Source organism: Polaromonas sp. P1_A2 (assembly GCF_056406895.1).
The window spans coordinates 420618-447146 of the sequence record NZ_JBFTZI010000001.1 but is presented as its reverse complement, the minus strand read 5'-3'; the positions used below and the strand labels follow the sequence as shown (position 1 = coordinate 447146).

Below are 26529 nucleotides of genomic sequence, written 5' to 3'. Positions count from 1 at the left end.
ACTGGCTTCATGGAAATATTCATGGTCGGCGGCGCGGTGCGCGATGCCTTGCTGGGCCTGCCGGTGCAGGACCACGACTGGGTGGTCGTGGGCGCCACGCCCGAGGAACTGGCGGCCCAGGGCTACCTGCCCGTCGGCAAGGACTTTCCGGTCTTCCTGCACCCCGAGACCCGCGAGGAATACGCGCTGGCCCGCACCGAGCGCAAGACAGCGCGTGGCTACCGCGGCTTTGCGGTGCATGCCGAGCCTGACGTGACGCTGGAGCAGGACCTGGCGCGGCGCGACCTGACCATCAATGCCATCGCCGCCCCGGCCCTCGGCGACGACACGCCCGGCCGCTTCGAGCCCGACTTTGCCGCGCTGATAGACCCCTTCGGCGGGCAAAAAGACCTGCAGGCCAAAGTCCTGCGCCATGTCACCGGCGCCTTCCGCGAAGACCCGGTGCGCATTTTGCGGCTGGCTCGCTTCGCCGCCCGCTTCTCCGACTTTTCGGTGGCGCCTGAAACCCTGGCGTTGATGCGGGACATGGTGGCCGAGGGCGAGGTCGATGCGCTGGTGCCCGAACGCGTGTGGCAGGAGCTCGCGCGCGGGCTGATGGAGGACAAGCCCTCGCGCATGTTCGAGGTGCTGCGCGACAGCGGTGCGCTCGAAAAACTGCTGCCCGAGGTGGCACGCCTCTGGGGCGTGCCCCAGCCCGCCGCCCATCACCCCGAGGTCGACACCGGCGTCCACCTGATGATGGTGCTGGACATGTCGGCGCAGCTCCAGGCGCCCCTGGCCGCGCGCTTTGCCTGCCTGTGCCACGACCTGGGCAAGGGCACGACGCCGGCCGACGTGCTGCCGCGCCACATCGGTCATGAAGAGCGCAGCGCACGCCTGTTGAAAGGCGTGTGCGAACGCCTGCGCGTTCCGGTGGACTGCCGCGAGATTGCCGACGTGGTGGCGCGCGAGCACGGCAATGTGCACCGCAGCGAAAGCCTGGGCGCCGCAGCCCTGGTGCGGCTGCTGGAGCGCTGCGATGCGTTTCGCAAGCCCCAGCGCTTCGCCGACATCCTGCTGGCCTGCGAATGCGATGCGCGCGGACGCCTGGGCCTGCACGATTCGCCCTACCCGCAGCGCCCGCGCCTGCTGGCGGCCCTGGCCGCGGCCCAGGCGGTGCAAACGCAGCCGCTGGCGCAAGCGGCGCAGGCCGCGGGGCACGGCGGCAAGCAGATTGGCGAGGTCATCCACAGGTCGCGCGTCAAAGCGGTGCAAGACAGCCTGGCCGGCACCGCGACACAGCAGCCACCAGCCCCCGGAAGCTGAAAAAGCGAAGCCGGCCTACAGCGATTTGACAGGGGCCCTGCTAAGGTGAATGGCGATGCAGTTATCACCTTCCCCATCGCCGGCCCCGCCTTCATCGTGTTCGGCGCCTCCCGGGCAGCTGCCGGCCATAGGCGCGCGGACCGCCCTCTTCCTGGACTTTGACGGAACACTGGCCGACCTGGCGCCCGAACCCGACGCGGTCCAGCTGGTGTCAGGCGTGATCCCGGCCCTGCTCAGGCTGTCGGGCCAGCTGGGCGGCGCCCTGGCGATTGTGTCGGGCCGCAGGCTGGCCGACCTGGATGGCTTTCTTGCGCCCCTGCAGCTACCGCTGGCCAGCGAGCATGGCGCGCAGCGCCGCGACATACAAGGCCGGATCGTCAGCCTCGCGGAGCCCGACCTGAGCGAACTCGCGCGCAGCGCCGCCGAATTCGCAGCCCAGCACGACGGGCTGCGCATTGAAATCAAGCAGGCCGCCGTCGCACTGCACTACCGCCATGCGCCCGAGCTGGAATCGCTGTGCCTGCGGGTCATGCAGGAAGCCGCCGACCGCACACCCGGCGTCGAGTTGCTGTGCGGCAAGTATGTGTTTGAAGTCAAACCGGCCAATGTCAGCAAGGGATTGGCGATCAAGGCCTTCATGCGCGAGTCCCCGTTCTCCGGCCGCCTGCCGCTGTTCGCCGGCGACGACACCACCGACGAAGCCGGCTTTGCCGCCGTGCAGTCGCTGGGCGGTGAAGGCATCAAGGTCGGCGAAGGCGCGACCGTGGCGCGCCACCGCTGCGCATCGCCCGACGCGCTGCGCGAATGGCTGCACGCGGCCTTTGGCGGCAGGTCGTTGGAAACTGATGATGCGCCGGCCGCCATGCCGGGAGGCCGCCCATGAACGTCGCCGCCGATTCCCTGCACTTCACATCACCCGCCAAGCCCTCCCTGGCCATGGGCGTGATCGGCAACTGCGGCTTCAGCGCCCTGATTGACGCGCGCGGGCGCATCGTCTGGTGCTGCCTGCCGCGCTTTGACAGCGACCCGGTCTTCAACGCGCTGCTCGAACCCCAGCCGGAGCAAGGCGAAACCACCATGCCCGGCATCCAGGACTCGCAGTCCAGCGCCTTCGCCATCGAGATCGAGGACTTCGCCGAAGCCAGGCAGTGGTATGAACCCAATACCGCCGTGCTGCGCACCCAGCTCTTCGACAAGCGCGGCCAGGGCATAGAGATCACCGACTTTGCGCCGCGGTTTTTCAGCCGCTCGCGCTTTTTCAGGCCCATGACGCTGGTGCGCCGGGTCAAGCCCATCAACGGCGCACCGCGCATACGCGTGGCGCTGGACATCCGTTTCGACTGGGGCCGGCGCAAGCCGCTGGTCACCCAGGGCAGCAACCACCTGCGCTACGTGGGCGATGAACTTACGCTGCGCCTGAACACCGATGCCTCGCTTTCGCACCTGCTGTCAAAACAGCCTTTTGTGCTGACGCGCGAGCACAATTTCCTGCTGGGCGCCGACGAATCGCTGACCGACGGCATTGCCGACACCGCGCGCCTGTTTGAGCAGGAGACCATTTCCTACTGGAAGAAATGGAGCCAGCGCCTGCACATTCCGCTGGAGTGGCAAGAGGCCGTGATACGCGCGGCCATCACGCTCAAGCTCTCGCTGTTTGAGGACACCGGCGCCATCGTCGCCGCCATGACCACCAGCATTCCCGAGGCGCCCGGCAGCCAGCGCAACTGGGACTACCGCTACTGCTGGCTGCGCGATGCTTTTTTTGTGGTGCGCGCGCTCAACAGCCTCTCGGAAGTCGGCACCATGGAGGACTACCTGCGCTGGCTCAGCAATGTGGTGGTGCAGTCCAAGGGCGGGCATATCCAGCCGCTCTACGGCATAGGCCTGGAGCGCGAGCTGCCCGAATCCATCATGGTGCACCTGGGCGGCTACCGCGGCATGGGCCCGGTGCGCGTCGGCAACCAGGCGCAGGAGCACTTCCAGCATGACGTCTACGGCAATGTGGTGCTGGGCGCGGCCCAGTCCTTCCACGACCACCGCCTGCTGCACCGCGCGGGCCTTGCCGAGTTCAAGCGGCTGGAGGACGTCGGCGAGCAGGCCGTGCGCAACTACGACAAGCCCGATGCCGGCATGTGGGAGTTGCGCACGCGCGCGCGCATCCACACTTCCTCGGCCCTGATGTGCTGGGCCGCCTGCGACCGGCTGGCCAAGATCGCGCTGGTGCTCAAGCAGCCGGAGCGCGCCGCCTACTGGCAGGGCCATGCCTCGGTCATGCAGGAACGCATACTGCGCGAGGCCTGGAGCGAGGAACGCCAGTCTTTTGCCGAAAGCTTCGGCGGGCGCGACCTGGACGCCAGCGTGCTGCTGATGATCGAGGTCGGTTTTATCGACCCGAAAGACCCGCGCTTCATCGCCACGGTGGACGCGCTGGAAACCCATTTGTGCGACGGCCCTTATATGCGCCGCTACGAGGCGCCCGACGACTTCGGCAAACCCGAAACCGCCTTCAACATCTGCACCTTCTGGCGCATAGACGCGCTGGCCCGCATAGGCCGCAAGGAGCAGGCCCGCGAAATCTTCAACACCATGCTGGCCGCGCGCAACCATGTGGGCCTGCTGTCGGAAGACACCCATCCCCTGACCGGCGAGATGTGGGGTAATTTTCCGCAGACTTATTCGATGGTTGGCATCATTAACGCGGCAGTGAGATTGTCCACACCCTGGGAATCCCAGGTATGAAGATGAACACCCCCGCCGGATGCTCACTTCGTGTAGCACCTCCCCCCCTTGCAGGGGGCCGGCGCCTGCGGCCCGGCAAAGCCGGTTCCGCGGCCCCTGCTGGGTTATTGGCTAACCCCCGTCGGCGGCTCACTTCGTGTAGCCCCTTCCCCCCTTCCAGGGGGCGGCGCCTGCGGCCCGGCGAAGCCGGTTCCGCGGCCCCTGCTTGTGGTGAAGGTTGCGTTTCATGAGCCGTTTGGTGGTCGTCTCGAACCGCGTGGCAGATCCGCGCAAAGCCGCCGCCGGCGGCCTGGCCGTCGCGCTGGGCGATGCGCTGAGCGCCACGGGGGGGCTCTGGTTCGGCTGGAGCGGCAACGTCGTCGAAGGCGGCGCGCCGGGGGAAGGCGAGCTGCATGTGCAGCAGGCCGGCAACGTCAAACTTGCCACGGTGGATTTGTCGGCCGAGGACCATGCCGGTTATTACCTGGGCTACAGCAACGGCGTGCTCTGGCCGGTGTTCCATTACCGGCTGGACCTGGCGCGTTTCGACACGGGTTTTATCGAGGCCTACCGCCGCGTGAACCGGCTGTTCGCGCACAAGCTGATGCCCCTGCTCAAGCCCGACGACATCATCTGGATCCACGACTACCACCTGATCCCCATGGCCGCCGAGCTGCGCGCCATGGGCTGCAACAACCGCATCGGTTTTTTCCTGCACATCCCGCTGCCGCCGCAGCAGATCCTGGCCGCCATTCCCCAGCACGAGTGGCTGATGCGCGCGCTGTTCGCCTACGACCTGGTGGGCTTCCAGAGCGAGAACGACCTGCTGCACTTCTCGCGTTATGTGCAGGCCGAGGCCGGCGCCGTGGCACTGGGCGGCAACCGCTTCAGGGCCTTTCACCGCACGGTGCGCGCGGGCGCCTTTCCCATAGGCATAGACGTGGACGAATTCGCCGCGCTCACGCATGCGCAGGACGCGCGCGACATGTACGAGCGCATGAAAGAGGAGTATTCACGCCGCAAGCTGCTGCTGGGCGTGGAGCGGCTCGACTATTCCAAGGGCCTGCCGCAACGCCTGAAAGCCTTTGAAGCCCTGCTGACGAAGTACCCGGAAAACATCCGCAGCGCCACCCTGATCCAGATCGCCGCCCCCAGCCGCGAAGACATGGGCACCTACACCGATCTGCTGCAGGAACTCGAAAGCCTGTGCGGCGCCACCAACGGCAATTTTGGCGAGCTCGACTGGATGCCGATACGCTACATCCACCGCAACGTGGCGCGCAAACGCCTGCCGGGCTTGTACCGCGTGGCCAGGGTCGCGCTGGTCACGCCGCTGCGCGACGGCATGAACCTGGTAGCCAAGGAATTCATCGCCGCCCAGGACCCGGCCGACCCGGGCGTGCTGGTGCTCTCGCGCTTCGCGGGCTCGGCCGAGCAGCTAGAGGACGCGCTGCTGGTGAATCCCTATGACATCGACGGCACGGCCGACACCATACAACGCGCGCTTCAGATGCCGCTGGAGGAACGCCAGGCGCGGCACCAGAAACTGCTCAAGAACATCCGTGAGCATGATGTGCATTGGTGGCGGAGGGAGTTTTTGAATGCGTTAGGTTTTGAGGGGCCGGCTTAGTTGATGCCGGGGTTTGAGCCGGGTCTTGCTCCGGCGGGCGCGCTCTCCCTCTTCTCTCCTTCTCCTCTCTTCGTCTTTCTGCCCGCTCTGCTGAGGGCGGCTGGCCGGGACTCGCCCCGGCGGGCGAGGTACTTTTCTTTGCTTCGCCAAAGAAAAGTACCCAAAAGAAAGGCGACCCGCAGTCTGGGTCCCCTACGCTTCGCTACGGGGCAACCTGCGGTGCTCGACTACGGCGGGGTCTCGCGCAAACTCGCCTTCGGCTCAGACAAGCGCGATCCCTGATCCGCCTACGTCTGCGCTCCTCGGCCCAGCCAGGACGGGGCAATCGGGTACGGGAACCGAATACCGAAATACCAAGAAGATAAATACAAACAAGGACACGCCGTGGCGTGTCCTTGTTGTTTTCGGTATTGGTATTTTTCTCCCACCCCTTGTGGATGCGCCGAGGAGCGCAGGGCCAGACGGATCAGGGCTGGCGTTGTCTGAGCGAAGCGCAGCGTAGCGAGTTTAGCCAGACCCCGGCTGGACCGAGCACCGCAGGTTGCCCGCAGCGAAGCGGAGGGACGCAGCAACCAGGGTCGCCTTTTCTTTTGCTTACTTTTCTTTTGGCGAAGCAAAAGAAAAGTGAGTTGCCGCCGGGCAACCCCCGGCCAGCAGGTCCGAGCAGAGGGCGGTGAAGGAAGAAAGGTGGGGAGGGGGAGGCGCACCCGCCGGAGCAAGACCCGGCTAAGAAACGATATAGGCCCCGGCGCCAGTCGAAAACAGCTTGCCGTCGGCCCCCAGAAACTCCATGCGCGTGCTCGCCACGCGCGATCCCAGCCGCATCACCTCAGCCCGCAGTTCAAAGTACTCGCTGATCCCCGGCCGCAGGTAGTCGATGCGCAAATCAATCGTCCCCAGCTTGGCAAAGCGATGCAGCCGCTGCAGCGGCGGCTCGTCCATGTGGCGCGCGCCTATGGCCGCCATCACGGCCAGCCCGCCCATGGCGTCCAGCCCGGCGCTGATCACGCCGCCGTGGATGCGGTTGTGGGCGTAGTGGCCTATCAGTTCGTTGCGCATGTCTATGCGGGCGCTCACCCTTTCGGCCGTCACGGAAGTGATCCTGAGTCCCAGCAGCTTGTTAAAAACGATTTTTTCCTCGAACAGGTCTTTCAGGCCGGCGACGAACTCCGGCTCGAACTCAATCGCGCCTGCGGGGGTGGGCTGTGTTTTGCTCATAGTCCCCATTGTCGTGCAGCGAGGTCCTTCATGATGTCCTCGGCGCCGCCGCCTATCATCATGACCTTGACCTCGCGGTAAATGCGTTCGCTTTTGGTGCCGCGCATATAACCCATGCCGCCCAGGATCTGCACCGCCTGGTCGGCGCAGAACTGCATGGTTTGTGTGGCGTGGTTCTTCAAGAGGCAGACCTGGGCCACCCAGTCAGGGTTGCCTGAGACCTCATCACCCGCATCGGCGCGCAGCGCCAGCGCGTCGGCCCAGGCGCGGGTGGAAGCGATGCGCATCTGCATGTCCACCAGCTTGTGGCGCACCGCCTGGCGCTCAACCAGGGCCGCGCCAAAAGTCTTGCGCTGGCGCGCCCAGTCCAGGGCCTCGTCATAACAAGCCTCAGCAAAACCCAGCGCGGCCACGGCCAGCGCCAGGCGCTCCCCGTTGAAGTTGCCCATGACCATGCGAAAGCCCGCGCCTTCCTCGCCGATCAGGTAGCGGGCCGGCACACGCACATTGTCAAAACGCAGCTGCGCCGTGTCCGAACACCACCAGCCCATTTTTTGCAAAAGGCTGCGCGACAGGCCCGCCGCATCGCCCGGCACCACCAGCAGGGAAATGCCGGCGGGGCCTTTGGCCTCACCGGTGCGCACGGCCACGGTCAGGAAGTCGGCGCGCACGCCCGAGGTGATAAAAACTTTTTCGCCTTCGATCACATAGTCACCGCCGTCGCGCCGCGCCGTGGTGCGCAGCGCGGCCACATCCGAGCCGCCGCCGGGTTCGGTAATCGCCAGGGCGGCGATTTTTTCGCCGCACAACACAGGTGTGATGATTTCCTGCTGCAGCGCCGGGCTGCCATGGCGAAGCACGGGCGGCAAGGCAATGTTGTGGGAGAACAGGCCGGCCATGACACCGCCGCTGCCGCCATAACGGCACAGCGCCAGCGTGACCGCATTGCGCAGCCGCCAGGAGGCCGGTGTGCCGCCCAGCGCCTCGGGATAGCCCAGGCCCAGCAATCCCAGGCCGGCCGCCCGCGTGTAAAGCGCGCGCGGAAACTCGCCGGCTTCGTCCCATGCCGCGGCATGCGGCGCGATCTCGCGTTCTGCAAAGCGCCGCACGGTGTCGGCCATGGCGGCGACAGCCTCATCATCTTCGCCATGGACGGCGTAAGGCGCGCTCATGCCTCAAACCTCAGCAAGACCTGGCCGGTCGCGGCCTGCTGGCCGGCCTCCACCATCACGGCCGCCAGCACCGCGTCATGCGGGGCGTTGATCGCGTGTTCAAGTTTCATGGACTCGATCACCAGCAAGGTGTCACCGCGCCGCACGGCCTGGCCGGATGCGGCATGCACCGTGATGACCTTGCCGTTAAAGGGCGCGCGCAGCTCCTGCAAGGCTGCCGCGCCGCCCGGGGCTGCGGTGTCAAAGCTCGCATCTTCCAGGAGCAGGTCGACACCGTCCGCCTGCACGTGCCAGCGCCTGGCGGCCTGTTCCACGGCGCCCTGAAGGCGCACGGCCGCCACGCGCTGCTGCGTTTGGCCCATACGCACCGTGGCTGCGTCGCCAGGCTCCATCGCCAGCGCCAGCTGCAGCATCCGGCCGCCGGCCTCGACTTCCAGGCGCCCCCGGCCCTGCTCGCGCACGCGCAGGTCCAGCAGCTCGCCGCGATGCCGCAGCCTGAGCGGTTTGGGAAAAGGGCAAGGCAAATCGGAGGCCGTCCCGTGGAAAAGCGCCGCCAGCCCCAGCGGCACCATCGCCTTCGCCTGTTCCTTTTGCAGCGCTTCCCGCAATCCGGCGCCCTGCTCGGCCAAAAAAGGAATCAGCGCATCGCCGGCACCAAACACCGGATGCTCCAGGCAGCGAGCCAGAAAGGCCCGGTTGGTCGGCAGGCCCAGCACTTCGGTGCGGCCCAGCGCCGCCACAAGCTTGTCCACGGCCTCACCCCGCGTCGCGGCATGCGCCACCAGCTTGCCCAGCATGGAGTCATAGTGCGGCGGCACCACCAGACCGTCAAACAGTGCATGGTCAAAGCGGATGCCGCCCGGCTCGCGAAAGCGCTGGACCACCCCGGTGTGGGGCCTGAAGTCCTCATCCTCGGCGCACAGGCGCACTTCAACGGCATGGCCGGTAAATACCACCTCGTCCTGCGCGAGCGGCAAGGCTTCGCCCTGCGCCACACGCAACTGCCACTCGACCAGGTCCAGCCCGGTCACCGCCTCGGTCACGGGATGCTCCACCTGCAGGCGCGTGTTCATTTCCATCAGGAAGAACTCCGAGCCCTCAACCAGAAACTCCACCGTCCCGGCGCCCACATAACCTGCCGCCTGGGCCAGCGCCACAGCAGCGCCGCACATGCGCGCGCGCAGGGCCGCGTCGACGGCGGGGCTTGGCGTTTCCTCAATGAGTTTCTGGTGGCGCCGCTGCACCGAGCAATCGCGCTCGCCCAGGTGGATGCAGCGGCCGTGTGCGTCGGCAAACACCTGCACCTCGACATGGCGGGGGTTCAGCAAGGCTTTTTCGATCAACAGCTCTTCACTGCCGAAAGCCGACGCGGCCTCCGAGCGCGCGCTGTGCAAAGCCGCTCGCAAGTCCCCGGCGGCCTCCACCAGCCGCATGCCGCGCCCGCCGCCGCCCGCCACGGCTTTGACCATGACGGGATAGCCTATGCGGCCCGCCTCAGCCTCAAAACGCGCGTCGGACTGGTCCGCCCCCTGGTAGCCCGGGAGGCAGGGAACACCTTGCGCCTGCGCCAGCTGCTTGGCGGCCGACTTGCTGCCCAGTTGCCGGATCGCGGCCGGCGGCGGCCCCACCCAGGTCAGCCCCGCCGCGACCACCGCTTCGGCAAAGGCCGCGTTCTCGCTGAGAAAACCGTAGCCGGGATGAACCGCGTCGGTGCCGCCGGCCTGCGCCGCGGCGATGAGTTTGTCGATGCGCAAATAGGTATCGACCGAGCTGTCACCGCCCAACGCACAGGCCGTACCGGCCTCGCGCACATGCAGGGCGCCGGCATCGGGGTCCGAATACACGGCCACCGTCCGCATGCCCATGGCGTGGGCAGTGCGCAGGATGCGGCGGGCAATCTCGCCGCGGTTGGCGACCAGCAGGGTCCTGATGCTTTTTGTCATGCGGCCGCCCGTTTCAGGCGGGTTTCTTGCCGGACTTGGCCACGCCCATGATCCTGGCGATGATGCCCATCATGACTTCGTCGGCGCCGCCGCCTATGGAAGCCAGCCGGCCGTCGCGGAACATGCGCGCCACCTTGTTCTCCCAGGTGTAGCCCATGCCGCCCCAGAACTGCAAACAGGTGTCGGGCACCAGGCGGTTGAGCCGCCCAGCCTTGAGTTTGGCCATGGAGGCGAGCTCGGTCACATCCTGGCCCTGCACATAGAGCTCACAGGCGCGGTAAGTCATGGCGCGCAGGCTTTCGACCTCGGTCTTCATCTCGGCCAACTTGAACTGCACCCATTGCTGGTCTGCCAGCGCGGCGCCGAAGAGCTTGCGCTCATGCGCCCACTCCACCGTCCATTCAATGCAGTTGGAGAGCGACTGGATGCAGCTGGCCGCGCACCAGAGGCGCTCTTCCTGGAACTGCATCATCTGGTAGACAAAACCCGAACCTTCGTTGCCTATCAGGTAACGCTGCGGCACGCGCACTTCGTCAAAGTAGATCAGACCGGTGTCGGACGAATTCATGCCGATCTTCTTGATCTTCTTCGCCGCTTCAATGCCTTTGCGCAGCTTGCCGTTCTCGCGCATGGGCACCATCACCAGGCTTTTGTTCTTGTGCGCGGGGCCCTCGCCGGTATTGACCAGCATGCACATCCAGTCGGCCTGCAGGCTGTTGGTGATCCACATCTTCTGGCCGCTGATCACATAGTCGCCGCCGTCCTTGCGCACCTGGCTTTTGATGGAGGCCACGTCGCTGCCCGCGCCGGGCTCGCTCACACCTATGCAGCCCACGGTGTCGCCGGCAATCGCGGGCGCCAGGAACTCGCGCTTGAGCTCGTCACTGCCGAAGCGCGCCAGCGCCGGCGTGCACATGTCGGTCTGCACGCCTATGGCCATGGGAACGCCGCCGCAGTCTATATGGCCCAGCGCTTCGGCCATGGCCATGCCGTAGGAGTAATCCAGGCCGGCACCGCCAAACGCCTCGGGTTTGGTCAAGCCCAGCAGGCCCAGGTTTCCGAGTTTCTTGAAAACCTCGTGCGCGGGAAATATCTCGGCCGCCTCCCATTCATCGACATGCGGATTGATCTCGGCATCTATAAAGCGCTTGAGGGTTTTCTGGATTTCCAGGTGTTCGTGGCTGTATTGCATTTTTTGTCTCCGTCTTTTTTTGTTTCGCGCGGCCTACATGCGCGCCACGCCGAACTGCATGGGCCTGGGTTGCCGCGCCTCGGCCCGGGCGCAGATGTCCAGGCATTGCGCCAGCACGGCGCGCGTGTCGCGCGGGTCTATCACGCCGTCGTCCAGCACCAGGCCCGAGGTGTAGAACACATCGGCCTGGGCCTCGAACATGGCGACGATCTTGTCGTACTGGGCCTGCGACTGGGCCGGGTCGGGCGCGATGCCTTTGCGCGCCATCGCCGCCTCGCCCACGATCTGCATGGTGCGCGCGGCCTGCTCGCCGCCCATCACGGCCGTTTTGGCGCTGGGCCAGCTGAAGAGAAAACGCGGCGCGTAGCCACGGCCGCACATGCCGTAGTTGCCCGCGCCGAAGGACGCGCCGCACTGGAGGGTGATCTGCGGCACCGTGGCGTTGGTGACCGCCTGGATCATCTTGGAGCCGTGCTTGATCATGCCGGCCTGCTCGCTTTCCTTGCCCACCATATAGCCCGTGGTGTTCTGCAGGTAGAGGATGGGGTGGCCCAGCTGGCACATCAGCTGGATGAAATGGGCGGCCTTGTTGGCACCGGCCACGTCGATGGGGCCGTTGTTGCTGAGGATGCCGACGGCATGCCCGTTGATGGACGCCTGCACGCAGACCGTGGCCGCGCCGTAAAGCGCCTTGAAGGGCAAAAAATCCGAACCGTCGACCAGCCGCGCGATCACTTCGTGCATGTCCAGCGGCTGGCGCAGGTCGTCGGGTACCAGGCCCAGCAATTCTTCAGCCGGGTACAGCGGGTCTGGCGCCCTGTCCCTGGCGGCGGCCTGCGCCCATCCGGTGCGTGCCACGACTTCGCGCGCCAGGCCCAGCGCCTCGCGATCGTCTTCAGCCAGTTGCTCGCCCAGGCCGGACACGGCGCTGTGCATCAGCGCGCCGCCCAGTTCCTCTTCCGTCGCCACTTCGCCTGTGGCCGCCATCAGCAGCGGTGGGCCGGCCAGGAAGGCGCGCGAACGGTTGCGCACCATGATGACCACGTCGCTCAGGCCCGGCATGTAGGCGCCGCCGGCCGTACCCGAGCCGTGCTGCACAGTGATGACGGGAATGCCGGCCGCCGACAGGCGCGCCAGGTTGCGAAACAGCGCACCGCCCTGCACAAAACCCTCGACCCGGTAGCGCATGAGGTTGGCGCCCGCGCTTTCCACCAGATGGACAAAGGGCAGCTTGCCCTGCAAGGCGATCTCCTGCACGCGCAGGATTTTTTCCAGGCCCATGGCCTGCACCGCACCGGCCTCTATGCCCGAGTCGCTGGCCACCACCATGCAGCGCACGCCGCTGACAAACCCTATGCCGGCCACCACACCGCCGCCCGGCACCGACTGCACCGCGTCCTTGTTGTCCTGCAGATAGCCCGCGAGCGAACACAGCGGCAGCCAGGGCGCGCCGGCGTCCAGCAGCAGCGCCACGCGCTCGCGCGGCAAGAGCTGGCCGCGCTTGTCGAAGGCGGGCCGCGACGTGGCCGAAGCGACGGCGCTGCGTTCTTCGAGCGCGCGCAGCGCCGCGATGCGCGCCAGCATGGCCTCACGCCGCCGCAAGGCCTGCGGCGACTGCGCATTCCACGCCGACTGGAACAGCGTCATGGCTGAAAGACTTTCGGCGTTTCGGCCAGGTGAAAGCCGTCAAAGGGCTTGACGGCATCGCGCTGAAGCGCCTGGGCATCGGGCCGCTGCATGGGCCAGCCCATGCGCACCTGCGGCCTGGCGCCGTCCACGCGCAGCGTTGTGCCGCTGATGAAATTCGCGGCCTTGCTGAGTAAAAACACCACGGCAGCCGAGGTTTCGCTTTCGGTGCCAAAGCGGCCCAGCGGCACGGTGTTTCGCATCTCGCGCAGCATGGGGCCAGCCTCGGGCGGGTAGTGGTCCATGCCGCTGGAAGCGATATAACCCGGTGCCACCGCATTCACGCGCACCCCGCTTTTGGCCCATTCGGCCGCCGCGGTTTCGGTGAAGCTCACCATGCCGGCGCGCGCCGCGCCGCTGTGGCCCATGCTGGGCATGGAGCCCCACATGTCGGCCACGATGTTGACGATGCTGCCGCCCTTGTCCTGCATGGCCTGCAGGTAACACTCGCGCGCCATCAGGAAGCCGCCCGTGAGGTTGGTGTTGATGACGGCCTCCCAGCCCTTGGCGCTGATGGCTTCCAGCGGCGTGATGTACTGGCCGCCGGCATTGTTGACCAGGCCGTCGATACGGCCCTGGGCCACCACGATGGCGGTGATGGTGGTCTTGACGGCTTCTTCCTGGCGTATGTCGCAGGGGTGAAAGCTGACCCGCCCGCCCTGCGCCACGATTTCGCCGGCGACGGCGTGCAGCTTGTCGATCTTGCGGCCTATCAGCACCACATGCGCGCCCAGCGCGGCAAGTTCGTGCGCGATGCAGCGGCCTATGCCCGAACCGCCGCCGGTGACGACGATGACCTGGCCGGCAAACAGGCCAGGCCGGAAAACGGATTGGTAGCTCATGCCAAAGCCTTTGAGGATTTTCCCTGCGCGGGAGCGTGGATAAAAAGCGCCATGGCCGCGTCGGTGAGGTCGTCCAGCGTGGCGGACTGCCTGGCGTCAAACCACTGCACCGACCAGTTGAGCGCGCCGAACATCAAGAGGCGCGCCAGCTTCACCGGGCCCTTGAGCTGCCCCGCCCGGGCCAGCGCCTGCAGCACGGGCTCCCAGACGGCTTCATAGTCGCCTTGCAGCTTGGTCAGCACGGCGCGCTGGCGGGCCGTGATGGAACGCGATTCATAGAGCATCACCGGGATGAAATCGCTGCCGGGGCCCAGCAGCACACCGAAGTGGTTGCGCACCAGCAGCCGCAGCAGCGCCGGCGCATCGCCATCGGGCAGCCCGGCCGATTGCAGCGCCTGGGCCTGGCGCTGCAGGGCTGAGCGCATGCCCTCCTCCATCACCGCATGGAGCAGCGCGCCCTTGCTTTTGAAATGGTAGAAGGGCGAACCGCTGTGCATGCCGACGGCGGCCGCGATGTCGCGCGTGCTGGTGGCGTCAAAGCCTTTTTTGCGGAACAGCCGGGCGGCGGCCGTGATGAGTTCGAGCCGGCGATTGCCGTCGTCGCGTTCGTCCAGGGTTTTGCGTGGGCGGCCGCGCGGGCGTTTTTCAGCGGCGGCAGCGGGCGTTTTTGAAGGGCGAGGGGCGCGTGCGGCGGTACGCGAACGCGCGGCGGGTTTGTCCATGAGGATGGACCATAGCAAAATCCGCTATTTTTAGCAAGCAAGCGCTTTGTAAAAATACCGCAGGCCGGCCCGGCTCACCTGTGTGAACCGCCCGCCTTGCCGCCGGCGGGCGCGCCCACCTGCGGGTGCGCGCCGTGGATGTGCGCCGCAGGGCCGCGTTCGGCCGGCGCGCGGTTCCGGCTTTGCTGCAGCGCGGCTTTTTCCAGGCCGCTGAGGATGCCGCAGTCGCCGGCGGCCTGGCCGCTGGCGCATTGCTCACGCAGCAGCTTGAGGTCTTTTTCCAGCGCCTTGAGCTCGCGTATGCGCGTGGCGACGTGGTGGATGTGCTCATCAAGCAAGGTGTTGACGTCGGTGCAGCTGCCGGCCGGTGCGTCCTTGAAGTTCAGCAGCGTGCGGATCTCGGCCAGCGTCATGTCCAGCGAGCGGCAGTGACGTATGAAGGCCAGGCGCTGCAGATGGCTTTCGTCGTAAATGCGGTAGTTCGAGCCGGTGCGCGCCGCTTCGGGCAGCAAGCCCTCGCGCTCGTAGTAGCGTATGGTTTCCGTCTGGGTTTGCGCGGTTTTGGCCAGTTCCCCGATTTTCATGGCGACCTCCTTCAATACCGTCCCACACGGCGTCAGGGTCACTTGACTCTAAGGCCGCTACAGGGTTTCCAATTAAGCCATGAAATCTGAAAAACACCTTGTTTCCACCCTGGATGCCCCTACCGGCGACTGCTGCGGCGGCACCCATGCCGCACATGCCCCGGCGCCCATGGCGGCCGGTGCCGCGGGCCGGCTATTTCGCATCGCCACCATGGACTGCAGCGCCGAGGAATCAGACATACGCCGCGCACTGGAGCCCATCGCCGGCATACGCTCGCTGGGCTTCCAGCTGGGCGCGCGCACACTGCGCATAGACGCCGGCGAAGAAGCCTATGCACCTGCCCTGGACGCGATCCGCAAAGCGGGCTTTGACCCGCAGCCGGCCCAGTCCACCGCCTCGCAAACGGGTAGCCATGAAGGCCATGACCACGGCCATGCGCACAGCCATGGCAGCCCCTTTGGCGGCGCGACCCGCCTGGTCGCGGCCCTGGTATTGGCCGCGGGCGCCGAGGCCTTGTCCTTTTTCGCCCCGGACCTGCTGGCCTGGAAAATCGCCGGCATGGCGGTGGCCGCCCTGGCCATTGCCCTGGCCGGCCTGGACACCTACAAAAAAGGCTTGGCCGCCCTGCTGCGCGGCAAGCTCAACATCAACGCGCTGATGTCAGTGGCCGTCACCGGTGCCTTCCTGATAGGGCAATGGCCGGAAGCCGCGATGGTGATGGCGCTCTATGCCATTGCCGAGCTGATCGAAGCACGCGCGGTGGACCGCGCCCGCAACGCCATCAAGGGCCTGCTGGACATGGCGCCCGAAGAGGCGCTGATGCAAAGCGAGGACGGCACGTGGACTGTCACGCCGGTGGCCGCCGTGCCATTGCAGGCAGTGCTGCGCATACGCCCTGGCGAGCGTGTGCCGCTGGACGGCGTGGTCACCCAGGGCAGCAGCGCCGTCAACCAAGCCCCCATCACCGGCGAAAGCATTCCCGTCGACAAGGATATCGGCGACGCGGTGTTTGCCGGCACCATCAATGAAACCGGCGAAATCAGCATCCGCGTCACCGCGGCGGCCGGCAACACCACGCTGGCGCGCATCATCCATGCCGTCGAGCAGGCCCAGGGCAGCCGCGCGCCCACGCAACGTTTTGTCGATCGCTTTGCAGCCGTTTACACACCCGCGGTGTTTGCCATCGCCGTCGCGGTTGCCCTGCTGATGCCGTTGCTCGCGGGCATCAACTGGCAGGAGTCGCTTTACAAGGCACTCGTGCTGCTGGTGATTGCCTGCCCCTGCGCGCTGGTGATTTCCACGCCGGTCACCGTCGTGAGCGGCCTGTCGGCCGCCGCGCGGCGCGGCATCCTGGTCAAGGGCGGCACCTATCTTGAGCAGGCGCGCCTGCTCAGGGCCGTCGCACTCGACAAGACCGGCACCATCACCGAAGGCAAACCACAGCTGGTGAACTGGCGCGCCTGGGGCAGCGCCGGCCCCGCGAACCTCACGCAGCTGGCCGCCGGCATGGCCGCGCGCTCCGACCACCCGGTGTCCAAAGCCATCGCGGCCGGTTTGAACAGCGAAGCCGCCGATGTGCAGGACTTCAAGGCCTTGCCGGGGCGCGGCACCTCGGGCGCAGCCGGCGGCCGGCGCCTGGTGCTGGGCAACCACCGGCTGATCCATGAAATGGGTTTGTGCGGCGCGGAGCTGGAAGCCGAACTGGCCCGCCACGAACAGCAGGGCCGCACCGTCACCCTGCTGGCCGACGAGAGCCGCGTGCTGGCCTTGTTCGCGGTGGCCGACACCCTCAAGGAAAGCTCGCGCCAGGCGATTGCCGAGCTCAAGGCGCTGGGCGTCACGCCCGTGATGCTGACCGGCGACAACAGCGCCACGGCACGCGCGATTGCAGCCCAGGCCGGCATCGAAGACGCCCGCGGCGACCTGCTGCCCGAAGCCAAGCTCGAGGCGATTCGCGAGATGCAGCAGCGCTACGGCGCCACCGGCATGGCGGGCGACGGCATCAACGACGCGCCCGCGCTGGCCCAGGCCGACATCGGCTTTGCCATGGGCGGGGCCGGCGCCGACACCGCCATGGAAGCGGCCGACGTGGTCATCATGAACGACAAGCTGGAGCGCGTGGCCGAAACCGTGCGCCTGTCGCAGCGCACGCACGCCATCCTGTGGCAGAACATCAGCCTGGCGCTGGGCATCAAAAGTATCTTCCTGGTCCTGGCCGTGTTCGGCACGGCCACCATGTGGATGGCAGTGTTCGCCGATATGGGCGCCAGCCTGCTGGTGGTGGGCAACGGCTTGCGGCTGCTGCGCCGGCGGGCTTAAAGAAGAAATAAAGAAAGAAGGGCCCAAAGAAAAACCCGGAGCGGCATGCCGCTCCGGGTTTTTCTTCACCTGTGAAACAGGCGGGTCCGGGCTGAAAGCTTAGCGCTCGACCGTCTTGTTCCAGCGCGCGTTCCAGGCCGGGCGGTTTTCATTGATCGCGTCCCAGTCCACCGTGGTCGCGGTCTTCATGTACTCGTTCATCTGCGCCACCAGCGCGCCGGCCTTGCCGCCGGCCTTGGTCTTGGGGTTGGACGGGATCTGGTCGCCGAACTCCAGCGCGGCGGCCTGGGCTTCGGGCGACAGCAGGTACTGAGCCAGCTTGTGGGCCAGCGCCGGTTCGCTGTTCTTGGCGATCACACATTCACCGACGGTCAGCACGGCCGAGCCTTCCTTGGGCTGCACGTATTCCACGGGCAGGCCCTTGTCCTTGAGCACGCCGACCGCGGTGGGCGTGAGCGGGAACATCGCGGCTTCGCCGGTCTGCACCATTTCGGCGAGCTTGGCCGAGCTCGGGATGTACTCCAGCACATTCGGGCCAATGGTGGTGGGCCAGGCCTTGAAGCCGGGCTCCACGTTCTTGTCGTTGCCCCCCTGGATGCGGTTGAACAGCAGGAAGCCGTGCAGGCCGAAGGTCGACGAGGACAGCGACTGGAACACCACCTTGCCCTTGTACTTGGGGTTGGCCATGTCCATCCACGAGGTGGGCGGCGCCCAGCCTTTTTCGCTGAACATCTTCTTGTTGTAGGCGATGCCGGTCATGCCGATGTTGACGCCGGCGGCCATGTCGCCCTTGAAGCGCGCGGTCGGGAACAGGTCGTTCAGCGCCGGGCTGGCCTGCATTTTTTCGCACAAGCCCATGCCGATGGCGCGGTACATGATGCCGTCGTCCAGGAACATCACGTGCATCTGCGGGTTGTCCTTGTTGGCCTGGGCCTTGGCCAGGATGTCCGAGGAGGTGCCGGGCACGACCACGACCTTGACGTTGTTGGCTTTCTCGAAGGCGCCGAAAACATGCTCGGTATAGGTTTTTTCCATGGTGCCGCCGTTCATGCCTATGTACAGCGTCTTGGTCTGGGCCATGGCGTTGCCGCCGGCCAGGCCGGCAAGAACGGCAAGCGACACGGCGGTGGCGCGGGCGGTCGGGAATCGCGGGAAGATGTTCATGGAAAACTCCTGGTAGCGTGGGTGAAGAAAAAACTAGACAACAGTGAAAGAGGCAGGCCCGGTGGTTGCCGCACGCGGGCTGGCGGAAAAACGTTGAATCGAAAAAGCGTCTATCGGCGTGGCGCTGCGGCCTTCGCAGACCAGGTCGGCCAGCACCGCACCAACCCCCGGCCCCAGCTGGAAGCCGCCGCCGGCAAAACCGAATGCATGAATCAGGCCCGGTGTGGTGGCGCTGGGGCCCAGCACCGGCAGGCGGTCCGGCAGGTAGCCTTCGGTGCCGCTCCAGGTGCGGATGATGTGGGCGTTCTTCAGCGCCGGCAGCAGCTCGACGGTCTGCTGCATCAGGCCGGCCAGGCCGCTGCGCTGCACGCGGGCGCGCTGGTCGTCCAGCGCATAACCCCGGCCGCCGCCTATGACGCAGTTGCCGCGCGCCACCTGGCGGGCGTAGACGCCGCCGCCTTCCACGCCCAGGCTCAGGTCCATGAAGACGGGCAGCGGCTCAGTCACCGCCATCTCGGGGTGGCCGGACTCCATGGGCACGGTCTCGCCGAATTGCGCGGCGATGCGGTCCGCCCAGGCGCCGGCGCAGTTGAGCAGATGTTTGGCGCGCACTTCCAGCGCATCGCCCGAGCGCAGCACAAAAACCTCCCCGTCGCGCGCGATCTCGTCCACACGGGTCTGCTCGCGGATGTGGGCGCCCAGCCTGTGCGCGGCCAGCGCGAAGGCCGGCGACACCAGGCGCGGGTTGGCCTGGCCGTCGCCCGGGCACAGCGAGGCGCCGACGGCGGCCCGGCCCAGCCAGGGGCAGCGCTCACGCAAGGCGCGCGTGGACAGCATGCGCAAATCCATGCCGAATTCCTGGGTGCGCTCGCGGTAGCTTTCCAGCGAAGCCAGATCGGCCTCGCTGCGTGCGATCTTCAGGTGGCCGGACTGGATGTATTCGCCGTCCGTGCCTATCAGTTCGGGCAGGCGCGCCCACAGGCCTTGCGCGCGCTGCGACAGCGGCAGCTGGCTGGCCGGCCGGCCCTGGCGGCGCACGCCGCCGTAGTTCACGCCGCTGGAGCGCGAGCCGCAAAGGTCGCGCTCGAGCAGCACCACCGTAAAACCCATGCGGCGCAAGAACAGCGCGGCCGACGCACCCATGATGCCGCCGCCCACAATCGCCACGTCAGCCGTGATGCGCTCCATCATGCGGCCTCCTGCCGGGGCGCCGGCGCGGCCATGGCCGAAAACGGCAAGGGCTTGATCGGTGACTGGCCGCGCAGGCGGCCCACGGCACCTGGCTGTGCGGCGCAAGCCTGCGCAAGAATCTCGGCGGCCGCGACACCACAGCTGCGGCCCTGGCAGCGGCCCATGCCGACGCGCGTCAGCGCCTTGAGGCGGTTCATCTCGCGCGCGCCGGTATCGGCCACGCAGCGGCGCAATTGCCCCGCCGTGATTTCCTCGCAGCGGCACACCACCAGCTCATTGGGCGCGGCCGCGGCCCAGCCGTCCGGAAAAGGAAAGGCGCGCTCCAGCCCCCGGCGAAACGCGGCGACGCGCGCCAGGCGCTGCTCCAGCCACAAGGCGCGCGAGTTGTCCATGAGCTGCCCGGTATCGGCCAGCAGGGCCAGCGCCGCGCGCTCGCCAGCCCACTCGGCCGCATCGGCGCCCATGATGCCGGCGCCGTCGCCGGCCAGGTAAACGCCGGCCACGCTGGAACGCCCGGCCGCATCGCGCTCGGGCAGCGCGCCGCGCTGCAGGTCGTCATAGGCAAAGCGGCAGCCCAGCAGGTCGGCCAGCTGTGTCTCCGAGCGCAGCGCGTAGCCAAAGCCCACGGCGTCGCAGGCGATGCGGTGCTCGCGGCCGGCCTTGCGCCAATGCATGGCCTGCACGCGCTCGCCGCCCTCGGCAGCGGCCAGCTCCACGCCCTGGTGCACCGCAATGCCGTGTGCGCGCAGCCAGCCCAGGTAATACAGGCCCTTGGCCAGCAGCGCCGGCTGGCGCAGCATGGCGGGCACGGCGGCGGCCTTGTCCGCGAAGCTTGCGGTATCGAGTACCGCCGCGACCTTGGCACCGGCCTTGGCATATTGGTAGGCGATCAGGTACAGCAGCGGTCCGGTGCCGGCAAAGACCACGCGCGAGCCGATGGCGCAGCCCTGGAACTTGAGCGCCACCTGCGCGGCGCCCAGCGTGTAGACACCGGGCAGCGTCCAGCCCGGAAAGGGCAGCACGCGGTCCGTCGCGCCGGTGGCGACGATGAGATGGCTATAGGGCAAGGTGCTCATCGCGCCCTGGTGCAACAGGTCCAGCTTGCCGCCTTCGGCGCTCCAGACCAGGGTGTCGGGCCGGTAGTCGACCTTGTCCAGGATGGCCGCCATCGCGCCGTGCAGCGCATGGGCGCGCCCGGCCTCAAAACCATAAAGCGCCTCTTTGGGCCGCGTGAACCCCTCGGGCGGCTGGCGGTAAATCTGCCCGCCCCAGCGCGGTGCTTCGTCCACCACCACCGGCCGCAGGCCGTGCGCCACCAGGGCCTGGGCCGCGCGCACGCCGGCCGGGCCGGCACCCACAATGACAGGCCGCACGCTCATGCCAGCCCCTCCGCGCCGGTCACCAGCCGCATGCCTTCTTCGATGAAGGTGCCGCAGGCGCGCAGGCGCTTGCCCGACTCGGTGGCGACCCAGCAGTCCTGGCAGGCGCCCATCAGGCAAAAGCCGGCGCGCGGCTCACCGCTGAATTCACTGAAACGCAGCCGCGCGCTGTGCGTGAGCACCGCCGTCAGCACCGTGTCGCCGGCCAGCGCCGTGAGCGGCTGGCCGTTGAGCACAAAGCCCACGGGCTTGCGGCCGCCTTCGGCCACGCGCTGCAGCAATGCCCTGGATTTCCCGGCCGCACCGGGGGTTTCGTCGGATGGCGTCATTTGTGTCCCACCAGAATCTTGTCAAGGCCATAGATGCGGTCCAGCACCAGCATGGCCACCGCGGTCAGCGCCACCATGAGCGCGGAGACCGCCGCCATCAGCGGGTCTATGGACTCGGTCGCGTACATATACATGCGCACCGGAAGCGTCACGGTGGAAGGCGCGGTGACGAAGATGGACATGGTCACCTCGTCAAAGCTGTTGATAAAGGCCAGCAGCCAGCCGCCGGTGACGCCGGGCAAAATCATGGGCAGCGTGACGCGGGTGAACACCGTGGCCTGGCTCGCGCCCAGCGAGAGGGCCGCCTGCTCGGCGCTGCGGTCGCTGCCCTCCACCGAGGCCAGCACCAGGCGCAGCACATAGGGCGTGATGATGACCACGTGCGCGAGCGCCAGCCAGAAGAAGCTGCCGGTCGCGCCTATCAGCGAGAAGGTGCGCAGCAGCGCCACACCCAGCACCAGGTGCGGAATGATGAGCGGCGAGAGGAACAGGCCGTTGAGGAAATCGCGGCCGGGGAAAGTATGGCGCGCGATCGCCAGCCCGGCCGGCACGGCCAGCACGGTCGCCAGCGTGGCCGAAATCCAGGCCAGCCAGAGGCTGTTCTTGAAGGACTGCACAAAGTCCGAATGCGCGAACACCGCGCGGAACCAGCGCAGGGAAAACTCCGTGGTCGGGATGGCCAGCGTGTTGCCCGGCGTGAAAGCCACCACGCAGACGATGACCAGCGGCGCCAGCATGAAGGCGATGACCAGCGCATTGAAGAGCAGCGCGAGGGGACCGTTTTTGGACATGGCGCGCTCCTTATCCGAGTGATTTTTTGTAGGAGCGCTCGAGCACGCGGTTGTAGCTCAGCATGATGGCCAGGTTGGCCAGCAGCAGGGTCAGCGCGATCGCCGCGCCCAGCGGCCAGTTGAGTTCGTGCAGGTATTCGTCATAGACCACGGTGGCCACCATCTTCAGGCGCCGCCCGCCCAGCAGGCCCGGAATCGCGAAGGCGCTGGCGCTCAGGCCGAAAACGATCAGGCTGCCCGAGAGCACGCCCGGCAGCACCTGCGGAAAGATGATGCGGCGCAAGGTGGTGAAGTGCGAGGCCTGCAGCGACAGCGCCGCGTCTTCCACGCCCGGGTCCAGCTTTTGCAGCGAGGTCCACACCGGGATCACCATAAAAGGCAGCATCACGTGCACCAGCGCGATGACCACGGCCCCTTCGGTGTAAAGGATGCGCATGGACGGCAGGCCGACGGCGCGCATGAGCTGGTTGACCACGCCCTCGGGGCCCAGCAGCATGCTCCAGCCGAAGGCACGCACCACCACCGAGACCAGCAGCGGCGCCAGCACCACCAGCAGCAAAATCGAGCGCCAGGGGCTGCGCATGCGGCTCAGCACATAGGCCTCGGGCGCGCCCACCAGAACGCAGATCAGCGTGGTCAGCGCCGAAATCCACAGCGTGCGCCAGAAGATGCCGTGGTAATAGTCGTCCGTCAGCACGGCGGCGTAATGCGCCAGCGTGAAGCTGTTCTTGACGCCGGTGGCGTGGTCGAAGACCTGGAAGGACAGCACCGCCGTGAGCGCCAGCGGCACCAGCAGCAGGCAGGCGAACAGCGTGAAAGCCGGCGCCGACAGCAGCCAGGGCGCGCGCGAGGCGCTTGCCCGGGGCGCAGCAGCCGCGGCGGCGCCGCTCATGCCGGCACCCCTTGCGCGCCGGGCAGCAGGCGCACCTGTTGCGCGGCCCAGTCCAGGCCCACGTTGGCGCCCTCTTCGGCCGGCGCAGTGCCGTCGTTGGGGCAGACCACCGCAAGCTGGCCGGCCGCGGTGGACACCTGGTAGAGCCACTGGCTGCCCAGGAAGAAGCGCTCCTTGACCGTGCCGCCTATGCGGCCCTGGGCCTCGTGCACCAGGCGGATTTTTTCGGGGCGCAGGCTCAGCACCACCGCATCGCCCTGCGACACGCCGGCGGCCTCGACTTCGACCGGCACATTGCCGCCCACATTCACCGTGGTCCAGGGGCCGGTGGCCGCTACGCGGCCTTCGAGCAAATTGGCCTTGCCGACAAAGTTCGAGATAAAGCGGGTCTGCGGGTGTTCATAGAGCCGGTGCGGCTGGTCGATCTGCGTGACGCGGCCGGCTTCCATGACGACCACACGGTCGCTGATGGACATGGCCTCGGTCTGGTCGTGCGTGACCATGATGGTGGTGGTGCCGACCTTGCGCTGGATCTGCCGCAGCTCGAACTGCATTTCCTCGCGCAGCTTGGCGTCCAGGTTGGACAGCGGCTCGTCGAGCAGCAACACGGGCGGCTGAATCACCAGGGCGCGCGCCAAGGCCACGCGCTGGCGCTGCCCGCCCGAAAGCTCGCGCGGGTAGCGATGAGCGTGCCCCTCCAGGTGCACCAGGGCCAGCGCGGCCTTCACGCGTTCGGTGCGCTCTTCCTTGGGAACCCGCCGCATCTCCAGGCCGAAGCTCACGTTGTCGTACACGCTCATGTGCGGGAACAGCGCATAACTCTGGAACACGATGCCCAGGCCGCGCGAATTGGGTTTGGCATGGGTGATGTCGCGGCCGTCCAGCGTGACCTGGCCGGACGTGACCTCGCAAAAGCCCGCGATCATCTGCAAGGTGGTGGTCTTGCCGCAGCCCGAGGGGCCCAGCAGCGAGACGAATTCGCCCTTGTCCACCGACAGGTTCATGTCGGCCACGGCACGCGTCGCGCCATAGGACTTGTTCACATTCGCCAGGGTCAAAAAGGACATGGGGAGCACCTCTGCAACAAGGGGGTGGCCAGCGCCGCACGTACCAAACGACGTACAAAACGGTGACACCTTGATGACTTCATGCTAGGGCATGTACGAAAAAATCGTCAATAGGTTATTCCGTATAGAGATATCTTTATTTGATTTATTCCGTTTAACGGAATTTATATACACTTGAGCCAATACGGATTCCGCCAAAGGAGAGGCTGTGAAAGACGAAGACAATAGCTCCAGCAGCGTGCAGCGCGCCTTTTCCATCATTCGCGCGCTGGCGGCGACCCAGGCCAAGGGCGGGCGCATCACCCACATCGCCAAGTCCACGGGCCTGACCCAGGCCACCACCCACCGCATCCTGCAAAGCCTGGTGGCCGAGCGTGTGGTGGAGCAGGAAGCCGGCTCCAAGCTCTACCGTTTGAGCATCGAATTTTTTGCGCTGGCCGCCCAGGCCGGCAACGCCATGGACCTGCGCGGCCTGTGCCGGCCGTCCATGCTGCGCCTGTGCGCCAGCCTGGGCGACACCATCTTTTTGCTGGTGCGCAGCGGCTTTGACGCGGTCTGCCTGGACCGCAGCGAGGGGCCCTTCCCGATACGCTCTTTCACCGGCGACATAGGCGGGCGTGTGGCCCTGGGCATGGGCCAGGGCAGCCTGGCCATCCTGGCCTTTCTGCCCGAAACCGAACGCGAGGAAGTGATCCGCTACAACCTGCCGCGCGTGCGCGAGTTCGGCGTGTATGACGAGGTCTACCTGCGCACCGAGATCGAGCGCGTGCGCGAGCTCGGCTACGCCGGGCGCAACACCAACCTGCTGGACGGCATGGCCGGCGTCGGCGTGCCGGTGCTGGACCGCGACGGCCGCGCCGTCGCCGCGCTCAGCGTGGGCACGATTTCCTCGCGCCTGAGCCCGGACCGCCTGCCCACGGTGGTGGAGTTGCTCAAGCGCGAGGCCACGGCCATAGGCGCGCAGATCAATCCGTTTGACAGCACCTTGCGGCGGCCCGCGCAGAGTTTGGCCCCGGCCGACAAGGCCTGAGACACTCTTGACGTTGCAATCCTTCTCCACGCCACTAAGAATGAAAAGGCCTCATGGATAACGACAACAAACTCGCCAAGAAGCAACGTGCGATCCTTTCAGTCAAAGAATGGGCAGTCTTCAAGCTGGGGCTTGCGGCGATCTCGTTTTGCCTGGCCTGGGCGGAATGGCTCACACCTTCCGTTCCGCCCTTTATGGGTAAATGGGCCTGGACACAAACCTGGACTTTCGAGGTGATGGGGCCGCGTGGACTTGTCGGGATCTGGATGGCCCTGGGAACGCTGCTGCTGATGCTCGGCCTCGTGCAGTTATGGACATCGGGAAAGAAAGCCGATTAAAGACCGGCCCAGGCACGCGGCGACCTGCTCGCCGTTCGTTCACTTCAACGAAGCCGATTGCTCGCGCAGCCATTCTCGCAACTGCACCAAGGGCCGCCAGCTGGTCTTTTGCGAAGGCCAGACCAGGTAGTAGGCGAAGTCCGAACTCAGCGAGAGCTCAAAGGGCACGGCCAGCGTGCCGTCGGCGATGTCGTCGGCCACCAGGAAGCGCGGCAGCACGGCCAGGCCCAGGCCGGCCTTGACGGCCTGCGCGATCATGGAGAACAGCTCGTACTTGGGGCCGGCACCGGCGCCCTGCGCGTCGTCAATGCCGGCCAGCTGGAACCAGTCGCGCCAGGCGTGCGGGCGCGTGCTCTGGTGGATCAGGGTGAAATTGAGCACGTCGGCCGGCTCGCGCAGCCGGCGCTCCTTGATCAATGCCGGGCTGCAGACCACCACGCTGTCCTCGCCCATCAGGTATTCCGATTCCGTGCCCGGCCAGTCGGGCCGGCCGTAGTGGATTGCGGCGTCCAGCCCCGTCAATGAAAAGTCGAAGGGCTGCAAGCGCGTGGCCAGGTTCAAGGTCACATGCGGATGCGCCTTCAGGAAGGACGGCATGCGCGGGATCAGCCACTTGGTCGCAAAAGTGGGCACCACGCCCAGCTCCAGCGTGCCGCCCTCGCCTTTGGACGAGACCAGGTCCAGCATCGCGGCTTCCAGCGCATCCAGCGCCGGGCTGACCCGCGCCAGCAGCGAGCGGCCGGCGTCGGTCAATTCCAGCTGGCGCGGCAGGCGGCGGAACAGGCTCACGTCCAGTTCCTGCTCCAGTCCCAGGATCTGGTGGCTGACCGCGCTCTGGCTGACCGACAGGTCTTGCGCCGCCAGGGTAAAGCTGCCGCGGTGGGCGGCTGCCTCAAAGGCCAGCAGGGCCTGGGTGGAGGGGATTTTTCGGCGCATGACATGAATATATCTCATGCATCCATCGAAATTGATCCTTTGTGCGCATGGTTGAAACTGCCGAAAATCCGGCTTTCACC

23 protein-coding genes are annotated in these 26529 nt (G+C 66.7%); 7 read left to right on the top strand and 16 right to left on the bottom strand.

The genetic code is table 11. From position 1 onward, the window contains the following. Positions 1-9: 9 nt before the first annotated feature. The 4 genes from AC1D09_RS02120 (at position 10) to otsA (ending at position 5653) form a co-directional block, all read left to right on the top strand. Positions 10-1305, top strand: a complete 1296-nt coding sequence (locus AC1D09_RS02120; protein ID WP_477700910.1) for a multifunctional CCA addition/repair protein — start codon at positions 10-12, stop codon at positions 1303-1305. Positions 1306-1360: 55 nt separating this feature from the next. Next, positions 1361-2188 carry a trehalose-phosphatase gene (gene otsB / locus AC1D09_RS02115; RefSeq protein ID WP_477664735.1) on the top strand — a complete coding sequence of 276 codons (828 nt, stop codon included), beginning with the start codon at positions 1361-1363 and terminating at the stop codon, positions 2186-2188. Further along, entirely contained in the window at positions 2185-4044 is a 1860-nt protein-coding gene (locus AC1D09_RS02110) for a glycoside hydrolase family 15 protein (RefSeq protein WP_477664734.1), read from the top strand. Before otsB ends, AC1D09_RS02110 begins: the two co-directional genes overlap by 4 nt. Positions 4045-4270: 226 nt before the next feature. Continuing rightward, positions 4271-5653 (top strand): alpha,alpha-trehalose-phosphate synthase (UDP-forming), encoded by a 1383-nt coding sequence (otsA, locus tag AC1D09_RS02105; protein WP_477664733.1) that lies wholly within the window; start codon positions 4271-4273, stop codon positions 5651-5653. A gap of 726 nt (positions 5654-6379) precedes the next feature. Here the strand turns inward: otsA and AC1D09_RS02100 are convergent. From AC1D09_RS02100 to cadR, 8 genes are all read right to left on the bottom strand, one after another. Beyond that, positions 6380-6871 (bottom strand): thioesterase family protein, encoded by a 492-nt coding sequence (locus AC1D09_RS02100; protein ID WP_477663274.1) that lies wholly within the window; start codon positions 6869-6871, stop codon positions 6380-6382. Continuing rightward, on the bottom strand, positions 6868-8043 hold the full coding sequence (locus AC1D09_RS02095; RefSeq protein WP_477663273.1) for an acyl-CoA dehydrogenase family protein: 1176 nt from the start codon (positions 8041-8043) through the stop codon (positions 6868-6870). Before AC1D09_RS02095 ends, AC1D09_RS02100 begins: the two co-directional genes overlap by 4 nt. After that, positions 8040-9974, bottom strand: coding sequence for an acetyl/propionyl/methylcrotonyl-CoA carboxylase subunit alpha (locus AC1D09_RS02090; protein WP_477663276.1), 1935 nt, complete (start codon positions 9972-9974; stop codon positions 8040-8042). Before AC1D09_RS02090 ends, AC1D09_RS02095 begins: the two co-directional genes overlap by 4 nt. A gap of 25 nt (positions 9975-9999) precedes the next feature. Beyond that, a complete protein-coding gene (locus tag AC1D09_RS02085; protein ID WP_477663272.1) occupies positions 10000-11178 on the bottom strand; it encodes an acyl-CoA dehydrogenase family protein in 1179 nt (392 codons plus the stop codon). A gap of 33 nt (positions 11179-11211) precedes the next feature. Next, positions 11212-12825: an acyl-CoA carboxylase subunit beta gene (locus AC1D09_RS02080; protein WP_477663271.1), complete on the bottom strand. Its 1614-nt coding sequence runs from the start codon at positions 12823-12825 to the stop codon at positions 11212-11214. Continuing rightward, entirely contained in the window at positions 12822-13706 is an 885-nt protein-coding gene (locus AC1D09_RS02075; RefSeq protein ID WP_477663270.1) for an SDR family oxidoreductase, read from the bottom strand. The genes AC1D09_RS02080 and AC1D09_RS02075 overlap by 4 nt, the downstream gene beginning before the upstream one ends. Next, positions 13703-14428, bottom strand: coding sequence for a TetR/AcrR family transcriptional regulator (locus AC1D09_RS02070; protein WP_477663269.1), 726 nt, complete (start codon positions 14426-14428; stop codon positions 13703-13705). The genes AC1D09_RS02075 and AC1D09_RS02070 overlap by 4 nt, the downstream gene beginning before the upstream one ends. 74 nt (positions 14429-14502) lie before the next feature. Further along, a complete protein-coding gene (cadR, locus tag AC1D09_RS02065; RefSeq protein WP_477663268.1) occupies positions 14503-15012 on the bottom strand; it encodes a Cd(II)/Pb(II)-responsive transcriptional regulator in 510 nt (169 codons plus the stop codon). 79 nt (positions 15013-15091) lie between these two features. Here cadR and AC1D09_RS02060 point away from each other — a divergent pair, with 79 nt between their 5' ends. Continuing rightward, on the top strand, positions 15092-17332 hold the full coding sequence (locus AC1D09_RS02060; RefSeq protein ID WP_477663267.1) for a heavy metal translocating P-type ATPase: 2241 nt from the start codon (positions 15092-15094) through the stop codon (positions 17330-17332). 99 nt (positions 17333-17431) lie between these two features. On the opposite strand, the gene AC1D09_RS02055 is transcribed toward AC1D09_RS02060, so the two are convergent. From AC1D09_RS02055 to AC1D09_RS02025, 7 genes are read right to left on the bottom strand one after another with little or no spacing between them, the layout of a single operon-like run. Next, positions 17432-18496 carry an ABC transporter substrate-binding protein gene (locus AC1D09_RS02055; RefSeq protein ID WP_477663266.1) on the bottom strand — a complete coding sequence of 355 codons (1065 nt, stop codon included), beginning with the start codon at positions 18494-18496 and terminating at the stop codon, positions 17432-17434. Between the two features lie 33 nt (positions 18497-18529). Continuing rightward, a complete protein-coding gene (locus AC1D09_RS02050; protein WP_477663265.1) occupies positions 18530-19687 on the bottom strand; it encodes an NAD(P)/FAD-dependent oxidoreductase in 1158 nt (385 codons plus the stop codon). Continuing rightward, positions 19684-21066 (bottom strand): FAD/NAD(P)-dependent oxidoreductase, encoded by a 1383-nt coding sequence (locus AC1D09_RS02045; protein ID WP_477663264.1) that lies wholly within the window; start codon positions 21064-21066, stop codon positions 19684-19686. Before AC1D09_RS02045 ends, AC1D09_RS02050 begins: the two co-directional genes overlap by 4 nt. After that, on the bottom strand, positions 21063-21395 hold the full coding sequence (locus AC1D09_RS02040; RefSeq protein ID WP_477663263.1) for a (2Fe-2S)-binding protein: 333 nt from the start codon (positions 21393-21395) through the stop codon (positions 21063-21065). The genes AC1D09_RS02045 and AC1D09_RS02040 overlap by 4 nt, the downstream gene beginning before the upstream one ends. After that, the gene (locus AC1D09_RS02035) at positions 21392-22186 is read right to left on the bottom strand and encodes an ABC transporter permease (RefSeq protein ID WP_477663262.1); all 795 of its coding nucleotides are present in this window, start codon (positions 22184-22186) and stop codon (positions 21392-21394) included. The genes AC1D09_RS02040 and AC1D09_RS02035 overlap by 4 nt, the downstream gene beginning before the upstream one ends. A gap of 10 nt (positions 22187-22196) precedes the next feature. After that, a complete protein-coding gene (locus tag AC1D09_RS02030; RefSeq protein ID WP_477663261.1) occupies positions 22197-23078 on the bottom strand; it encodes an ABC transporter permease in 882 nt (293 codons plus the stop codon). Next, a complete protein-coding gene (locus tag AC1D09_RS02025; RefSeq protein ID WP_477663260.1) occupies positions 23075-24145 on the bottom strand; it encodes an ABC transporter ATP-binding protein in 1071 nt (356 codons plus the stop codon). The genes AC1D09_RS02030 and AC1D09_RS02025 overlap by 4 nt, the downstream gene beginning before the upstream one ends. Before the next feature lie 208 nt (positions 24146-24353). On the opposite strand from AC1D09_RS02025, the gene AC1D09_RS02020 reads away from it, so the two are divergent. Both AC1D09_RS02020 and AC1D09_RS02015 read left to right on the top strand, forming a co-directional pair. After that, positions 24354-25175, top strand: a complete 822-nt coding sequence (locus AC1D09_RS02020) for an IclR family transcriptional regulator (RefSeq protein ID WP_477663259.1) — start codon at positions 24354-24356, stop codon at positions 25173-25175. A gap of 53 nt (positions 25176-25228) precedes the next feature. Next, the gene (locus AC1D09_RS02015) at positions 25229-25513 is read left to right on the top strand and encodes a hypothetical protein (protein ID WP_477663258.1); all 285 of its coding nucleotides are present in this window, start codon (positions 25229-25231) and stop codon (positions 25511-25513) included. Between the two features lie 39 nt (positions 25514-25552). Here the strand turns inward: AC1D09_RS02015 and AC1D09_RS02010 are convergent, their stop codons facing one another. Continuing rightward, complete coding sequence (locus AC1D09_RS02010; RefSeq protein WP_477663257.1) at positions 25553-26449, bottom strand: LysR family transcriptional regulator; 897 nt, start codon at positions 26447-26449, stop codon at positions 25553-25555. Between the last annotated feature and the right edge of the window lie 80 nt (positions 26450-26529).

Coding starts and splice junctions, on each gene's coding strand:
- AC1D09_RS02120 (WP_477700910.1), top strand. CDS start 10: ATGGAAATATTCATGGTCGGCGGCGCGGTGCGCGATGCCTTGCTGGGC.
- otsB (WP_477664735.1), top strand. CDS start 1,361: ATGCAGTTATCACCTTCCCCATCGCCGGCCCCGCCTTCATCGTGTTCG.
- AC1D09_RS02110 (WP_477664734.1), top strand. CDS start 2,185: ATGAACGTCGCCGCCGATTCCCTGCACTTCACATCACCCGCCAAGCCC.
- otsA (WP_477664733.1), top strand. CDS start 4,271: ATGAGCCGTTTGGTGGTCGTCTCGAACCGCGTGGCAGATCCGCGCAAA.
- AC1D09_RS02100 (WP_477663274.1), bottom strand. CDS start 6,871: ATGAGCAAAACACAGCCCACCCCCGCAGGCGCGATTGAGTTCGAGCCG.
- AC1D09_RS02095 (WP_477663273.1), bottom strand. CDS start 8,043: ATGAGCGCGCCTTACGCCGTCCATGGCGAAGATGATGAGGCTGTCGCC.
- AC1D09_RS02085 (WP_477663272.1), bottom strand. CDS start 11,178: ATGCAATACAGCCACGAACACCTGGAAATCCAGAAAACCCTCAAGCGC.
- AC1D09_RS02080 (WP_477663271.1), bottom strand. CDS start 12,825: ATGACGCTGTTCCAGTCGGCGTGGAATGCGCAGTCGCCGCAGGCCTTG.
- AC1D09_RS02075 (WP_477663270.1), bottom strand. CDS start 13,706: ATGAGCTACCAATCCGTTTTCCGGCCTGGCCTGTTTGCCGGCCAGGTC.
- AC1D09_RS02070 (WP_477663269.1), bottom strand. CDS start 14,428: ATGGACAAACCCGCCGCGCGTTCGCGTACCGCCGCACGCGCCCCTCGC.
- cadR (WP_477663268.1), bottom strand. CDS start 15,012: ATGAAAATCGGGGAACTGGCCAAAACCGCGCAAACCCAGACGGAAACC.
- AC1D09_RS02060 (WP_477663267.1), top strand. CDS start 15,092: ATGAAATCTGAAAAACACCTTGTTTCCACCCTGGATGCCCCTACCGGC.
- AC1D09_RS02055 (WP_477663266.1), bottom strand. CDS start 18,496: ATGAACATCTTCCCGCGATTCCCGACCGCCCGCGCCACCGCCGTGTCG.
- AC1D09_RS02050 (WP_477663265.1), bottom strand. CDS start 19,687: ATGATGGAGCGCATCACGGCTGACGTGGCGATTGTGGGCGGCGGCATC.
- AC1D09_RS02045 (WP_477663264.1), bottom strand. CDS start 21,066: ATGAGCGTGCGGCCTGTCATTGTGGGTGCCGGCCCGGCCGGCGTGCGC.
- AC1D09_RS02040 (WP_477663263.1), bottom strand. CDS start 21,395: ATGACGCCATCCGACGAAACCCCCGGTGCGGCCGGGAAATCCAGGGCA.
- AC1D09_RS02035 (WP_477663262.1), bottom strand. CDS start 22,186: ATGTCCAAAAACGGTCCCCTCGCGCTGCTCTTCAATGCGCTGGTCATC.
- AC1D09_RS02030 (WP_477663261.1), bottom strand. CDS start 23,078: ATGAGCGGCGCCGCCGCGGCTGCTGCGCCCCGGGCAAGCGCCTCGCGC.
- AC1D09_RS02025 (WP_477663260.1), bottom strand. CDS start 24,145: ATGTCCTTTTTGACCCTGGCGAATGTGAACAAGTCCTATGGCGCGACG.
- AC1D09_RS02015 (WP_477663258.1), top strand. CDS start 25,229: ATGGATAACGACAACAAACTCGCCAAGAAGCAACGTGCGATCCTTTCA.
- AC1D09_RS02010 (WP_477663257.1), bottom strand. CDS start 26,449: ATGCGCCGAAAAATCCCCTCCACCCAGGCCCTGCTGGCCTTTGAGGCA.